This window comes from Alienimonas sp. DA493, assembly GCF_043951915.1.
In the GTDB taxonomy this organism is placed as follows: domain Bacteria; phylum Planctomycetota; class Planctomycetia; order Planctomycetales; family Planctomycetaceae; genus Alienimonas.
On sequence record NZ_JBINJD010000045.1, the window covers coordinates 18967 to 32793 of the forward strand.

The 13827-nt window shown below is 67.6% G+C and carries 20 protein-coding genes and 2 pseudogenes; all 22 read left to right on the forward strand.

The genetic code is table 11. The features are described 5' to 3' along the window. Nucleotides 1-861 (forward strand): 50S ribosomal protein L2, encoded by an 861-nt coding sequence (gene rplB, locus ACG2DA_RS09145; RefSeq protein WP_395255274.1) that lies wholly within the window; start codon nt 1-3, stop codon nt 859-861. 60 nt (nt 862-921) lie between these two features. Next, nucleotides 922-1191 (forward strand): 30S ribosomal protein S19, encoded by a 270-nt coding sequence (gene rpsS / locus ACG2DA_RS09150; protein ID WP_395255275.1) that lies wholly within the window; start codon nt 922-924, stop codon nt 1189-1191. Nucleotides 1192-1240: 49 nt separating this feature from the next. After that, on the forward strand, nt 1241-1585 hold the full coding sequence (gene rplV, locus ACG2DA_RS09155; protein WP_395255277.1) for a 50S ribosomal protein L22: 345 nt from the start codon (nt 1241-1243) through the stop codon (nt 1583-1585). Nucleotides 1586-1640: 55 nt separating this feature from the next. Further along, nucleotides 1641-2336 carry a 30S ribosomal protein S3 gene (rpsC, locus tag ACG2DA_RS09160; protein ID WP_395255278.1) on the forward strand — a complete coding sequence of 232 codons (696 nt, stop codon included), beginning with the start codon at nt 1641-1643 and terminating at the stop codon, nt 2334-2336. Beyond that, on the forward strand, nt 2275-2703 hold the full coding sequence (gene rplP / locus ACG2DA_RS09165) for a 50S ribosomal protein L16 (protein WP_145358916.1): 429 nt from the start codon (nt 2275-2277) through the stop codon (nt 2701-2703). The genes rpsC and rplP overlap by 62 nt, the downstream gene beginning before the upstream one ends. A gap of 76 nt (nt 2704-2779) precedes the next feature. Then, nucleotides 2780-2989 carry a 50S ribosomal protein L29 gene (rpmC, locus tag ACG2DA_RS09170; RefSeq protein WP_395255279.1) on the forward strand — a complete coding sequence of 70 codons (210 nt, stop codon included), beginning with the start codon at nt 2780-2782 and terminating at the stop codon, nt 2987-2989. A 99-nt stretch (nt 2990-3088) separates the two neighbouring features. Then, nucleotides 3089-3502 (forward strand): 30S ribosomal protein S17, encoded by a 414-nt coding sequence (gene rpsQ / locus ACG2DA_RS09175; RefSeq protein WP_395255280.1) that lies wholly within the window; start codon nt 3089-3091, stop codon nt 3500-3502. Between the two features lie 113 nt (nt 3503-3615). Further along, entirely contained in the window at nt 3616-3981 is a 366-nt protein-coding gene (rplN, locus tag ACG2DA_RS09180) for a 50S ribosomal protein L14 (protein ID WP_395255281.1), read from the forward strand. 83 nt (nt 3982-4064) lie between these two features. Beyond that, nucleotides 4065-4418, forward strand: coding sequence for a 50S ribosomal protein L24 (gene rplX, locus ACG2DA_RS09185; RefSeq protein ID WP_395255282.1), 354 nt, complete (start codon nt 4065-4067; stop codon nt 4416-4418). Between the two features lie 108 nt (nt 4419-4526). Further along, nucleotides 4527-5096: a 50S ribosomal protein L5 gene (gene rplE / locus ACG2DA_RS09190; protein ID WP_395255283.1), complete on the forward strand. Its 570-nt coding sequence runs from the start codon at nt 4527-4529 to the stop codon at nt 5094-5096. An 87-nt stretch (nt 5097-5183) separates the two neighbouring features. Next, nucleotides 5184-5579, forward strand: a complete 396-nt coding sequence (gene rpsH / locus ACG2DA_RS09195; RefSeq protein ID WP_395255284.1) for a 30S ribosomal protein S8 — start codon at nt 5184-5186, stop codon at nt 5577-5579. Between the two features lie 123 nt (nt 5580-5702). Continuing rightward, entirely contained in the window at nt 5703-6257 is a 555-nt protein-coding gene (rplF, locus tag ACG2DA_RS09200; protein ID WP_395255286.1) for a 50S ribosomal protein L6, read from the forward strand. Between the two features lie 134 nt (nt 6258-6391). After that, nucleotides 6392-6757: a 50S ribosomal protein L18 gene (rplR, locus tag ACG2DA_RS09205; protein ID WP_395255288.1), complete on the forward strand. Its 366-nt coding sequence runs from the start codon at nt 6392-6394 to the stop codon at nt 6755-6757. 83 nt (nt 6758-6840) lie between these two features. Then, nucleotides 6841-7317: a 30S ribosomal protein S5 gene (rpsE, locus tag ACG2DA_RS09210; protein WP_395255289.1), complete on the forward strand. Its 477-nt coding sequence runs from the start codon at nt 6841-6843 to the stop codon at nt 7315-7317. A 102-nt stretch (nt 7318-7419) separates the two neighbouring features. Next, a pseudogene (gene rplO / locus ACG2DA_RS09215) lies at nt 7420-7860 on the forward strand (50S ribosomal protein L15); the annotation flags it as partial. A 261-nt stretch (nt 7861-8121) separates the two neighbouring features. Continuing rightward, on the forward strand, nt 8122-9483 hold the full coding sequence (secY, locus tag ACG2DA_RS09220; protein WP_395255291.1) for a preprotein translocase subunit SecY: 1362 nt from the start codon (nt 8122-8124) through the stop codon (nt 9481-9483). A 93-nt stretch (nt 9484-9576) separates the two neighbouring features. Beyond that, nucleotides 9577-10380: a type I methionyl aminopeptidase gene (map, locus tag ACG2DA_RS09225; protein ID WP_395255292.1), complete on the forward strand. Its 804-nt coding sequence runs from the start codon at nt 9577-9579 to the stop codon at nt 10378-10380. Between the two features lie 203 nt (nt 10381-10583). After that, nucleotides 10584-10700: a 50S ribosomal protein L36 gene (gene rpmJ / locus ACG2DA_RS09230; RefSeq protein WP_395255293.1), complete on the forward strand. Its 117-nt coding sequence runs from the start codon at nt 10584-10586 to the stop codon at nt 10698-10700. Nucleotides 10701-10788: 88 nt separating this feature from the next. Next, nucleotides 10789-11175, forward strand: coding sequence for a 30S ribosomal protein S13 (rpsM, locus tag ACG2DA_RS09235; RefSeq protein WP_395255294.1), 387 nt, complete (start codon nt 10789-10791; stop codon nt 11173-11175). A 94-nt stretch (nt 11176-11269) separates the two neighbouring features. Further along, nucleotides 11270-11650: a 30S ribosomal protein S11 gene (rpsK, locus tag ACG2DA_RS09240; RefSeq protein WP_171182815.1), complete on the forward strand. Its 381-nt coding sequence runs from the start codon at nt 11270-11272 to the stop codon at nt 11648-11650. 192 nt (nt 11651-11842) lie between these two features. Further along, nucleotides 11843-12847: a DNA-directed RNA polymerase subunit alpha gene (locus ACG2DA_RS09245; RefSeq protein ID WP_395255295.1), complete on the forward strand. Its 1005-nt coding sequence runs from the start codon at nt 11843-11845 to the stop codon at nt 12845-12847. Between the two features lie 186 nt (nt 12848-13033). Continuing rightward, nucleotides 13034-13648, forward strand: a pseudogene (locus ACG2DA_RS09250) (bL17 family ribosomal protein); the annotation flags it as partial. Nucleotides 13649-13827 lie beyond the last annotated feature (179 nt).

Genomic DNA, 13827 nt, shown 5'->3' on the forward strand with positions numbered 1-13827 from the left:
ATGGGCATCCGCAACTACAAGCCGACCAGTCCGGGACGCCGCGACGCGTCGGTCGCGGACTTCGTGGAGATCACGGACCGGAAGAAGAAGCCGGAGAAGTCCCTGCTGGTCCGGATCACCCGCAAGGGCGGTCGGAACAACCAGGGCGTGATCACCGCCCGCCACCGCGGCGGCGGCGCGCGGAAGATGTATCGCCTGATCGACTTCCGGCGTGAGAAGGACAACGTCGCGGCGGAAGTCGTCGCGATCGAATACGATCCTAACCGGTCCTGCCGGATCGCGCTTGTGAAGTACGAGGACGGCGAGAAGCGGTACATCCTGGCCCCCGCCGGCTTGGAAGCCGGCATGACGGTGATGAGTGCCGAGTCCGGCCTCGACCCCGACGTCGGCAACTGCATGCCGCTGTCGGCGATCCCGCTGGGCACCACGATTCACAATATCGAGATGCGGCCCGGCCGCGGCGGGCAGATCTGCCGTGCCGCCGGCACCGAGGCCGTGCTCAACGCTCGGGAGTCCACCTGGGCCCAGATTACCCTGCCCTCCGGTGAGGTCCGCCGCGTCCCCGCGGCCTGTCGGGCCACGATCGGCGCCGTCGGCTTCAGCGAGCACAGCGCCATCAGCCTCGGCAAGGCCGGGCGGAAGCGGCACATGGGCTGGCGTCCGAAGGTTCGCGGCACCGCCATGAACCCGGTCGCCCACCCGATGGGCGGCGGCGAAGGCCGCAACGCCGGCGGTCGTCACCCCTGCTCGCCGACCGGCGTGCTGGCCAAGGGCGGCAACACCCGCAAGCGCCGCAAGAACAGCTCGAAGTCGATCGTCCGGCGTCGGAAGTCCCGTCGCTACGGCACCCAGAAAATCTGACGCGGCCGGCTTCGGCCGCCCGCCCCACCCGCACACCGTTTCCTCCTCCCTCACCTCCCGATGGGTCGCAGCACCAAAAAAGGGCCGTTCGTCGACGCTTCGCTCCTGAAGAAGGTGGAGAAGCAGGACGCCGACGGCACGAAGATCCCGATCAAGACCTGGGCCCGCTCCAGCACCGTGATCCCGGACTTCGTGGGCCACACCTTCCAGGTGCACGACGGCCGCAAACACATCGACGTGTACGTCACCGAGGAGATGGTCGGGCACAAGCTCGGCGAGTTCGCCCTCACCCGGACGTTCCGCGGTCACGGGGCCAAGGGCAAACGCTAGACCCCGCCGCCCGCCGCCTCCCCGCTTCACTTCTCACCGCTCTCCTCCCGTGTCACACGTCCGCGCCGTCCACAAGTTCGCCCGCATCTCGGCGACGAAGGTGCGTCCGTTCGCGGACCTGATCCGCGGCAAAACCGCCGGTCAGGCCGAGCAGGAACTCAAATACATTCATAACCGCGGCGCCCGCCTGTTGGAGAAGGTGCTGAAAAGCGCCGTCGCCAACGCGGAGGACAAAGGCGCCCGCAACCCGGAGGGGCTGATCGTCGCGGAAGCCCGCGTCGACGGCGGTCCGATGATCAAGCGGAGCCAGGCCCGCGCCCGCGGCATGTCCTACATGATCCGCCGCCGCACGGCCCACATCCACGTGGCCGTCGACGCCCCGGAAGTCTCCTAGTCCCGCCCCTCGCCCGAACACCCGCGTTATCAAACGCTAGAACAGGACCGCAGCGATGGGACAGAAGACTCGCCCCACCGGCTTCCGCATCGGCATCACCGAGCCGCACCGCTCGAAGTGGTACGCCAACAAGAAGAACTTCGGCGATCTGCTGGTCGAAGACCACAAGATTCGCTCGTTCATCAAGAGCAAGAACAACAACGCGGCGATCGCCCGCGTCGACATTGAACGGACGCGCGACAGCGTGGTCGTCCACCTGCACAGCGCCAAGCCCGGCGTCCTGATCGGCTCCAAAGGCCAGAACGTGGACCGGGTCAAGGCGGAGCTGGAGGACCTGACCGGTCGTCGCATGGACGTCAAGATCGTGGAACTCTCCAACCCGAACCGCAACGCGGTGCTGGTGGCGGAGGACCTGGCCGGTCAGCTCGAACGTCGCGGCAGTTTCCGCCGGGCGATCAAGCGGACGATGGACTCCGTGATGGAGTCCGGCGTCCTCGGCGTGAAGATGGAATTGGCCGGACGACTCGGCGGCTCCGAAATGAGCCGGCGGGAGAAGGCCAGCCGGGGGAGCATTCCCCTGAGCACACTGCGGCGTCACATCGACTACGGGTTCGCCCAGGCCAAAACGGCCCAGGGGATCATCGGAGTCAAAGTCTGGATCGACCTCGGCGACTACTCGGAAGAAACCAATGGCGTTGATGCCCAAGCGGGTCAAGCACCGCAAGCAGCAAAGAGGGCGTATAAAAGGTGAGGCCCAACGGGGCAACACCATCGCCTACGGCGACTTCGGACTGCAGGCCACTGAGGCCGGTTACGTGACGGCGCGCACCATCGAGGCGAGCCGGATCGCGATCATGCAGTACATCCGGGGCGAGGGGAAGCTGTATATCCGCATCTTCCCCCACAAGCCCGTTACCGCCCGCCCGCTGGAAACGCGGATGGGTAAGGGCAAGGGCGACCCGGATCACTGGGTCGCCGTGGTCCGCCCCGGCACCGTCCTGTTCGAAGTCCTCGGCGTGTCGAAAGACGCGGCGAAGGATTGTTTCGCCCGCGTCGCCTACAAGCTGCCGGTCAAGGTCCGGTTGCTCGAGAAGACGCCCGGGCCGTTGCAGTCCTAACCCAGTCTGATCCGCGGCCGCGTTTTGCGACCGCGGGCGAACCCGTTCCCTTCCCCCGCATCCCAGAGACACGATCATGGCGACCGCCTCCGAATTGCGGGAGATGAGCGTCGAAGAACTCGGCCACCAGCTCAACAGCGCCCGGCAGGAACTGTTCCGCCTGCGGTTCCAGGCGAGCACCGAGAAGTTAGAGGCTCCCTCCAACCTCAAGAAGCTCCGCCGGGACATCGCCCGCATCCTGACGATCCGGCACGAGCGGGAACGCTCCGCCGCGTCCGCCGCCTAACTTGAGCGCCGCCGGCGTCGGCCGGCGATCGACTGACAGTTTTCCGGTTCCCTCCCCCGACCGGCGCCCCGCACTCCCCCAGATGCTTTCCTCCCAACGATGAAGACCCGACTCCGCGGCACCGTCACCAGCGACGCCAACGCCAAGACCCTGCGGGTCGAGGTGCAGCGCCGGTATCGGCACCCGAAGTACGGCAAGATCGTGCGGGGGCGGACCGTCTGTCACACGCATGATCCGCACGAGCGGGGCAAGCTGGGCGACGTGGTCGAGATCGTCGAGTGCAAGCCGCACTCGAAGCTGAAGCGCTGGGAGCTGGTTCGCGTCGTGCAGGCGTCCGACGAGGTCGCCGTGCAGGCGAGCCTGGAGACGGAAGCCGACGTCCCCGAGGCGACCGGCGCCGCGGCCGACAACGCCGTCGCGGAAGACGGTCAGCCGATCCAGTCGCCCGAGGGGCTGACGGAGCCGCCCACCGGCGACGCCGAGCCCGCCGCCAAGCCCGAAGGGCTCGCCTGAGCCGCTGAGTTGCGCGGCCTAGTCGCCCCGTCCGTTCGTTCCGCGTCCCGTCACGCGTTTTCCCCGCACACCCCCTTCCAGATCCGCCGTCGTCCGGCGTCCGAGGCCTCCCGATGATCCAGATGGAAACCGAGCTCGAGGTCGCGGATAACTCCGGGGCTAAGATCGTGAAGTGCATCAAGGTGCTGGGCGGGACTAAGAAGCGGACGGCCGGCCTGGGCGACGTCATCGTCGTCTCGGTGCAGAAGGCGGCCCCTGGCTCCGCGATCAAGAAGGGCGCCGTGACCCGCGGCGTGATCGTCCGCACCCGGAAGGCCCACCGTCGGGTCGACGGCAGCTACGTGCGGTTCGATACGAACGCCCTGGTCGTCACGGACAAGGACGGCAACCCCCGCGGCACCCGCATTTTCGGGGCGGTCGCCCGGGAGCTGCGTGGTCGTTATATGAAGATCGTGTCGCTCGCCAGCGACGTGGTCTGAACGCCCCCCGTCCACCTCGCCCAACCGCTCGTCGCACCGGATCGCCCAGGGGGCTCACGCCCCGCGCTCGCCGAGACCCAGCCATGAAGATCAAAAAGAACGACCTCGTCGTCGTCACCGCCGGCAACCATAAGTCCCCGCAGCCGAAGCGGGTGCTGGAGGTGCGCGACGGCGGCAAGAAAGTGGTGGTTGAAGGCGTCGCCGTGGCGTTCAAGCACGTCAAGAAGGGGCACCCCAAGAGCCCGCAGGGCGGCCGGCTCGAGATCGAGATGCCGATCGACGCTTCGAACGTGATGTACTTCGACCAGGCGGCCGGCAAGCCCTGCCGCCTCGGCTACCGGTTCACGGAGGACGGGGCCAAGGAACGGTACTGCAAGGGCAGCGGCAACGCCGCCGGCATCGTCAGCCCGCCCAAAGCCAAGTACGCCAGCAAATAGGTCCCGAGCGCCGCTCACGCGAAGTGGGCGGCTTACCCTCCACCGCGAAAGCGCATCGGCGAGCGGCGTCCTCCCGCCGCAGCCCCCGCCGGTCCCTGAAAGAACGTCATGAAGCCCCGCCTTCACACCAAGTACGAGAACGAAGTCCTCCCCGAGCTGAAGAAGGAGCTCGGCCGGGAGAACGAGCACGCGCTGCCGAAGCTCAAGAAGGTCGTCATCAGCATGGGCCTCGGCGAGGCCAGCCGCGACAGCAAGCTGATCGACGCCGCCCAGGACATGCTCTCGATCATCGCCGGCCAGAAGGCGGCTCGTCGTCGGGCGACGAAGAGCATCTCGCAGTTCCGCCTCCGCGAGGGGACGGAAGTCGGCGTGATGGTCACGCTGCGGGGCGCTCGGATGTACGAGTTCCTCGACCGCCTGATCGCTCTGGCGCTGCCGCGAGTCCGCGACTTCCGTGGTCTGAACCCGAAGGGCTTCGACGGGGCCGGCAACTTCAACATGGGCCTGAACGAGCAGTACGTGTTCCCGGAGATCGATCCGGACCGCTTCCCCAACCAGCAGGGGATGAACATCGTGATGGTCACCACCGCCCGGGACGACGACGAGGGCCGCCTGCTGATGCGGAAGCTCGGCCTGCCGCTCCGCAAACCGGGCGACACCGGCGGCCGCCGCAAGTAACCTTTCCGCTCTCGACCCCACCCCGTCCGCGGGCCCCGTTTCCCGGCCCCGTTTCGCACTCTCCTCTCCCACCCAGGCAACCCCGCCATGATGACCGACCCGGTGGCGGACATGCTCACCCGCATCCGCAACGCCGTCGCGATCGAGCGGCCGCACGTCGACATTCCCACCTCCAAGCTCAAGGTCGGCATCGCCGAGGCGTTGCAGCGCGAGGGCTACATCTGGGAATACGAGATCGTCGAGAACGAACCGCGGAATCTTCTGCGGCTCATCCTCAAGTACGGTCCGAACGGCGAACGGGTCATCACCAAGATCGACCGGCTCTCCAAGCCGGGCTGCCGCGTGTACGCCAACGTCAAGGGCACCCCGGTGGTGCTGGACGGCCTGGGCGTGGCGATCCTCAGCACCAACAAAGGCGTGCTGAGCAGCCGCGAAGCCAAGGATCAGAACGTCGGCGGCGAAGTCCTATGCACGATTTATTGATCTGAGTCGTTTGTAAGCCGTCCTCTGCGAGAGGGCGGCCGACCCGTACTCCCCCCTCCTCCCGGACGCCCCGTCGGTCGATCGGCCGACGGCCCGCCGACGGATCTTTCCCGCAACGCAATTATGTCTCGTATCGGCAAGCAGCCGGTGGTCGTGCCGGACGGCGTGACCGTCTCCGTCGACAAGAAAGTCGTGTCCGTCAAGGGCCCGAAGGGCGAACTGTCCTTCGAGCCGCACCCGAACATGACGGTCGAGCTCGCCGACGACGGCAAGACCGTCTCGGTCACCCGGCCGAACGATCAGGCTCAGAACCGGGCGCTGCACGGGCTGACGCGGTCGCTGATCGACAATATGGTCACCGGCGTGAAAGAGCCGTTCGAGCGGAAGCTGGAGATTCGCGGCGTCGGCTACAACGCCCGGATGAACGGCAACACGCTGGCGTTGCAGGTGGGCTTCGCCAACACGATCGAACTGACGGTGCCGGACGGCGTCGAGTGCACGCTGCCGGACCAGACGCACGTCGTCGTCCGCAGCCCGGACAAGCAAAAGTGCGGGCAGTTCGCCGCCAACGTCCGCAAGGTGCGTCCGCCCGAACCGTACAAGGGCAAGGGCATCCGCTACGAAGGCGAACAGGTCAAGCAGAAGGCCGGTAAGGCGTTCGGCTCCGGCGGCAAGTAATCCCCGCCGTTTCCGCGTCCGTGAGCCGGGGCGGTTGCCCCGGTGCCCGCCGTTTGCTCTCTGGCGGTTGCCCTTTCGGCCGCCTCACCGCATAGTGCCCGGCCCGCCGCCGGGCGACGAACCCCCGCAGTCCCATGCCGACCCAGAAGAAACTCGCCCAGACCCGCGCCCGCCGCGGTTACCGCGTGCGCAACCGGATCCGCAAGTTCGCGGCCGGTCGGCCGCGGCTGACGGTGTTCCGCTCCAACAAGCACACCTACGCCCAGCTGATCGACGACACGGCCGGCCGTACGCTGGCCGCCGCCAGCACGACCGAGTCCGCCTCCGGCGGCAAGGCGGCCGGCGACACCGATGCGGCGAAGAAAGTCGGCGAGCTGATCGCTGAACGGGCCAAGGAAGCCGGCGTGACCGAGGTCGTCTTCGACCGCGGCCGCTACGCCTTCCACGGCCGCGTCGCCGCCGTCGCCCAGGGCGCCCGCGACGGCGGGCTCAACTTCTAATCGCACACCCGCGGAGACCGGGGCGGCCGTCGCCCGATCGCCCGCCTCCCACTCGACCTTCGACTTCCCACCTTCGACCTCCCATGTCTCAAGGCCGCGGCGACTCGCCGGAAAAGACCGTCCAGATTCGCCGCTGCTCCTGCGTGGTGAAGGGCGGCCGCCGCTTCAGCTTCACCGCGTTGGTGGTGAGCGGGAACTCTCAGGGCAAGGTCGGCTACGGCTACGGCAAGGCGATCGAGGTGCCCCTGGCGATTGAGAAGGCCACCAAGCAGGCCAATCGCCAGATGAAGGACATCCCGCTGGTCGAGGGGACGATCCCGCACAAGGTGATCGGCAGCTATCGCAGCAGCAAAGTGATCCTGATCCCGGCTCGTCCCGGTACCGGCATCATCGCCGGCGAGGCGGTGCGGGCGGTCGTGGAGAGCGCCGGCGTCACGGACATCCTGACCAAGAGCATCGGGTCCTCGAACCCGGTGAACCTTGTCAAAGCGGTGATGAACGGCTTGGAGTCGCTCCGCACCCGTGAGACCGTCGCCACGCTCCGCGGCGTCGAGCTCTAAATCAGTTTGCCGGCCGCCCTCGCGGAGAGGGCGGCCGGCCACGTTCTTACTTCTTACCATCAGTCCGCCGCACGACGGCACGGGCGAGGCGGGAGCCGACCAATGATTATCGACGACGTCCATAAGGGCATCCGCAAGAACCGCAAGAAGAAGCGGATCGGTCGCGGCCCCGGCTCCGGCCACGGCAAGACCAGCGGCCGCGGCCACAAGGGCTACTTCTCGCGGTCCGGCTCCAGCAAGCGGACCGGCTTTGCTGGCGGCACCACGCCGTTGTTCATGCGGGTCGCGAAGCGGGGCTTCTCCAACGCGAAGTACCGCCTGAAGGTCGCGGCGGTGAACGTCTCCGCCCTGGAGGTGTTCGACGCCGGCACCGAGATCACGCCGGAGTTTCTGAAGGCGAAGGGCTTCACCAACGGGCCGTTCGACGTGGTCAAGATCCTTGGCGACGGCGAGCTGACGAAGAAGCTGACGGTGAAGGCGCATCGCTTCAGCGCCAGCGCTCGCAAGAAGATTGAGGACGCCGGCGGGACCGTCGTTGAGGTGGAGCGGACGAAGCCGGAGAGCAAGCGCTCCCGCGGCGTCGCCGCCGCGATGGCCGCGGCCGGCGAGACCGTCAGCGGCGCGGTCGCCGGAGCCGCCGAGGCGGTCGCCGACGTCGCGGAGTCCGTGAAAGAGACCTTGACCGACGGCGACGCCTCCGCCGACGCTGGCGAGTCTGCCGAGAACTGACGCCCCCGCCGCGGCCCCTCGCGGCTGCCGGGTCATCTCCCCTGCCGATCAAGCCCCGAAGGACCGCGGGACGCGATGTTCAATAAGCTCGTCACCGTCTTCCGCATCCCCGAGTTGCGGCGGAAGATCCTGCTCACGCTGATCCTCCTCGCGGTGTACCGCATGGGGTTCAGCATCCCCCTGCCGTTCATCGATCAGGATCAGCTCGCCGCCCTGCAGGCCAAGAGCAGCGGCGACAGTAACGATCCGACCGGACGCGTGTTGCAGGTCGTCAGCCTGTTCTCGGCGTCCAGCCTGTCGAACGCGACGATCTTCGGGCTGGGGATCATGCCGTACATCTCGGCGAGCATCATCTTCCAGTTGCTCGGCAGCGTCTATCCGCCCCTGGAGAAGCTCCAGAAGGAGGGCGAGAGCGGGCGACGAAAAATCACCGAGTGGACGCGGTACGCCACGGTGCTGATCTGTATCGGGCAGAGTTATTTCTGGATCAAGCAGCTCTCCAGCGGCAGCCTGACCGGTCAGAAGCTCATCATGACCGAGTACGACTGGTGGCTGTACTACATGCTCGGCACCGTTGTGATGACCGCCGGCACGATCTTCCTGATGTGGATCGGCGAGCAGATCGACGCCTACGGCATCGGCAACGGCATTAGTTTGCTGATTATGGCGGGCATCCTCGCCCAGATGCCCGGGGCCGGTTACGACCTGCTGCAACCGGCGTTCAAGAACGGCATCGCTCTCGGCTCGGAGATGGGCATCGACACGCTGTTGTTGCTCACGCTGCTCTTTGCCGGGGTGATCGCGTGGGTGGTGTTCATCACTCAGGGCCAGCGGCGGATTCCGATCCAGAGCCAGAAGCACGTCCGCGGCCGTCGCAGCGCGGGCGGTCAGCGGCAGAGCCTCCCGCTGCGGGTGAACCAGGCCGGCGTGATGCCGATCATCTTCGCCAGCAGTCTGCTGATGTTCCCCTACTTCATCTTCAACTACCTCCAGCAGGTGTTCCCGAACATCCGCGTGTTGCAGGAGTTGAACGCCGCGTTCGGCGGGCAGGGCTTCATCTACAACCTGCTGTACGTCGCGCTGATCTACTTCTTCTGCTACTTCTGGACGGCGATCACCTTCAACCCGAAGGATATGGCGGAGAACCTGAAGGACTACGGCTCCTTCATTCCCGGCTACCGCCCCGGCGCCCGGACCGCCAATCACTTGGAAGCCGTGATGGTGCGGATCACCTACGTCGGCGCCGCGTTCCTGGCGCTGGTGGCGATCATCCCGGCGATCATCAGCTCCTACCTCGGCGTTCCCCCGCTGGCCGCGAGCTTCTACGGCGGCACCGGCCTGCTGATCGTGGTGAGCGTCGTGCTGGACCTCGTCCAGAAGATCGACAGCCACCTCGTGATGCGGAACTACCCGGGGCTGTTGGACGCGGAGAACTGAAGGAATTCAGATGGGGATGTCGGATCGCGGAGGTGACGGACGGCGAAGGCTCGCGTCACATCCCTCATTCCCAATCTGACGTTCCACTCCCCGATGCCCGTCGCTCTCAAATCCGCCGCCGAGATCGACCGCATGCGTGCGGCCGGTGCGGCGGTGGCGGCGTGTCATGACGCGGTGCGGGCGATTCTGAAGCCCGGAGTGACCACGCGGGAACTGGACGACGCCGTGTGGCGGGCGATGCGGCAGCGGGGCGGGTCCCCGCTGTTCCTCAGCTTCCCCAACGCCGACGGCGACGGTCCCCCCTTCCCGGCCGTCACCTGCATCAGCGTGCAGGACGAGGTGGTGCACGGGATTCCCTCGGACCGGCCGCTGAAGGCCGGGGAGTTGGTCAGCGTCGACGTCGGCGTGCGGCTGAACGGGTGGTGCGGCGACAGCGGTTGGACCTACGCCGTGGGCGAGCCGTCCCCCGAGCACGCCCGACTGATGGACTGCGGCCGCGAATCGCTGGCGTTCGCCCTGCGGGAGCTGCCGCGGCGGAAGCGCTGGAGCGAGATCGCCGGCCCGCTGGCGGAGATCGCCGCCGCCGCCGGATTCGGGGTCGTGAAGGAATTCAGCGGACACGGCCTCGGTCGCACGATGCACGAGGAGCCGGAGGTCCCAAACTACGCGGACGACCTGCGGTCCAACTGGGACTTCGATCTGGTTCCGGGCCTGACGCTGGCGATCGAGCCGATGCTGACGGCCGGCAGTCCGGAGGTGAGCGTCTCGGACGACGACTGGTGGACGGTGACCACCGACGACGGCTCCGCCGCCGTACACTTCGAACACACCGTCGCCCTGACGGAGCGCGGCGTGGAGATCCTCACCGCCGGCGTCGGCGAGTCGCTCCCGCTGTGAGTCGGCGGAGCCGCCTTGAGGCGAACGTCCCGCCGCGGCACGGTTTTCGCGGTCGGGTCGGTTGAGGTTCCGACGGACGGCGCCTAGACTCGGCGGTTCGCCCCCGTGCGCCCCCGGTGCCTCCGATTGGCGCCGGCGCTTTCTCGCCGTTTCGTCGCCGCCCCGGGCGGCCCCTATTTGCCCCGCTCAGGGAGGACTGCCCGATGAAGGTTCGTGCCAGCGTCAAGCGCATCTGCGAAGCGTGCAAGGTCGTCCGCCGCAAGGGGCGGGTCTACGTGATCTGCACCGCCAACCCCCGTCACAAGCAGCGCCAGGGTTAGTCCCCGGCCGATCCGGCCGCGCCCGCTCCCCGTTTTTCCGCTCCTGGGGCAGTCGCCCCACGCTCGCCTCCCGCCAGCACTCGAAGTTATGCCGCGTATCCAGGGCGTCGACATCCCCAACGACAAGCCCGCATACATCTCGCTGACGTACCTGTACGGCATCGGCCGTCACACGGCGATTCAGATCTGCGAGCAGCTCGACCTCGATCCCCGCGTGAAGGCGGGCGAGATCGGCGAAGAGGGCATCTCTCAGATCAATAATCTGCTGGATAAGTCCTACACGATCGAGGGCGCCCTGCGGCGTCAGGTCGCCGGCGACATCGCCCGGCTGCGGGAGATCGGCTGCTATCGCGGCATTCGGCATCGCCGCGGCCTGCCGGTTCGCGGTCAGCGGACCCAGACCAACGCCCGCACCCGCAAGGGCGGCAAGAAGACCGTCGCCGGCAAGAAGGGCGTGAAGGACATGCGGCACTAGTCGCGGCGGATCTTCCGTTGTACTGCTGGTTCCGCCTGTCCGGTTGCGTTCGCTCCCCCTCCATCTCCCGATTTAGCAGCTCAATCTCCCCGCCGTGGCCAAAGTCAAACGCAAGCGCGTCCGTCGCAACGTCAGCCGGGCCGTGGCCCACATCAAGGCGACGTTCAACAACACCACGGTGACGATCGCCGACACCAACGGCGACGTCCTCTGTTGGGCGACGGCCGGCACGATGAACTTCAAGGGCTCCCGCAAGAGCACGCCCTACGCCGCCCAGCGGGCCGCGGAGAGCTGCGCCGAGCGGGCCGCGAAGTTCGGCGTCAAGGAGATGGAGGTCAAGGTGAAGGGGCCCGGCAGCGGCCGCGAGAGCGCCATCACCGGGCTGCAGATTCCCGGCCTGTCCATCAAGAGCATCGAGGACGTCACCCCGCTGCCGCACAACGGCTGTCGCCCGCCGAAGAAGCGCCGCGTCTGACGGCCCCCGCGCTCGTCTCCGCGATTCCGGTTCGTCCCGGCGCCGCGGCGAGCGCCCGGCGCGGCCAGGGATCGGCCCGCCGCTCCTCTCGCCGCGGCCCCGCCAGGGGTTCGCGGCGTTTCCCGTCCGGTCGGTCAGCGTGAAGACCGCCGGCGGCCCGCCCCCCGCCGACCCCTCCCAGGTCTCTGTTCTATGCGTATCCGCTGGCGCGGCCTCGAACTTCCCAGTAGCGTCACTTCCGATCGGGAGACGCTGACCGACACCTATTGCGCGTTCCACGTCGAGCCGTTCGAGCGCGGCTTCGGGCACACGATCGGCAACAGCCTCCGCCGCATCCTGCTGTCCAGCCTCGAGGGCTCCGCGGTCAGCAAGGTGAAAATCCAGGGCGTCCAGCACGAGTTCAGCACCATCCCTGGCGTCCTGGAGGACGTTACGGATATCTGCCTGAACCTGAAGAGCCTGGTCGTCAAGAACCACAGCCCGGCTGAGAAGACCCTGCGGATCGAGAAGCACGGCGCCGGCCCGGTGACCGGGGCGGACGTGATCGGCGACGATCAGGTGCACGTCGTCAACACCGACCTGCACATCGCCACGCTGACGGAGGACGTCTCCTTCGTCGCCGAGATGGCCGTCAACAACGGCCGCGGCTACGTGCAGGCCGCCGAGTTCTACGAACGCGACCCGGAGCCCGGCACGATCCCGCTGGACGCGATCTTCAGCCCGGTCACCCGCGTCCGCTACCGGATCGAGGAGACCCGCGTCGGTCAGCGGACGAACTACGACCGCCTGATCCTCGAAGTCTGGACCGACGGCACCATCACCCCGGAGATGGCGCTGGTCGAGGCCTCCAAGATCCTCCGCAAGCACCTCAACCCGTTCATCAACTACCGCGAGCCCGGCCCGCTGATGCCGCCGGAGAGCGGCCTGCGGCGGATGATGGACGAGACCGGCTACAGCCCCGTCGATCAGGAGCTGGAAGAGAAGCTCAACATGAGCCTCGCCGAGCTGGAGCTGAGCGTCCGGGCGACGAACTGCCTGGAAAGCGAAGGGATCAACAGCGTTCGCGACCTCGTCACCAAGAACGAGGACGAACTGCTCCAGGTCCGGAACTTCGGCGAGACGACCCTCGTCGAGGTCCGCGAGCAACTCCAGCAGCACGGCCTGCGGCTGGGGATGCGCGTCCCCGCCCGCACCTGATCACTGTGACTTCGTTCGTAACGCCGAGGCCCTCCAGGGTCTCGGCGTTACGACGTTTCCGGTCGGGGCGAACCGTTCGCCCCGGACCCTAACCCGTCGTCGCGGCCGCCACGCCCCCGTCAATCCGGCGGTCGCGGCGACCCGGGTTCCCTCCCCCGCCCCTGAACCTCCCACGAAAGCAATTCCATGCGTCACCGCATGCGTGGCCGTAAGCTCGGCCGCAACGCCTCGCACCGTAAGGCCATGTTCAAGAACATGGCGTGCAGCCTGATCCGCAGCGTGCGTCCGGACATGGACGACCCCGGCGCCCCGCTGGTCGCCGGACGAATCGTGACGACCACCGCCAAGGCCAAGGAGTTGCGGCCGTTCGTTGAGAAGCTCATCACGATGGGCAAGAAGGCGAAGATCGCCGCCGCCGCCGCCGAGGAGCACGCCACCGACGCGGAGAAGGGCTCGGCCGAGTGGAAGCAGTGGCGCGAGGGCGAGGGCTGGCGGAACTGGACCGCGGCCCGGGCGCCGTACGTCGCCCTGCGGCGGCGGGCGTTCAGCAAGCTGCGTGACGAGGAGGCGGTCGACATCCTGTTCGAGGAACTGGCCGACCGCTTTGAGAACCGTCCCGGCGGGTACACCCGCGTGGTGCGGCTGGCGACCCGCCGGCTGGGCGACGGCGGCGAGCAGGCGATGATCGAGTTCGTCGGCGAGAACGACGCCCGCAGCCGCTCCGGCCGCAAGCGGACCGCCCCGGTCGTCCGCAACGACGCTCCGAAGGTCGTCGCCGACGAGACGACCGCCGAGGAAACCACCGAGCCGCCTAGCGACGAAGCGGACGCCTCCGGCCCGCCGCCGGAAGCCCCGGAGACCGCCGAGGGCGAAGCCGCCGAGGGGGCTCCGGCCGACGAACAGCCCCGGAACCAGCCGGAGTAAGGCCCGTTTTCGGTTCTCCTGATAAACCGCCAGCGTCCCGGACCCTCCCAGGGTCC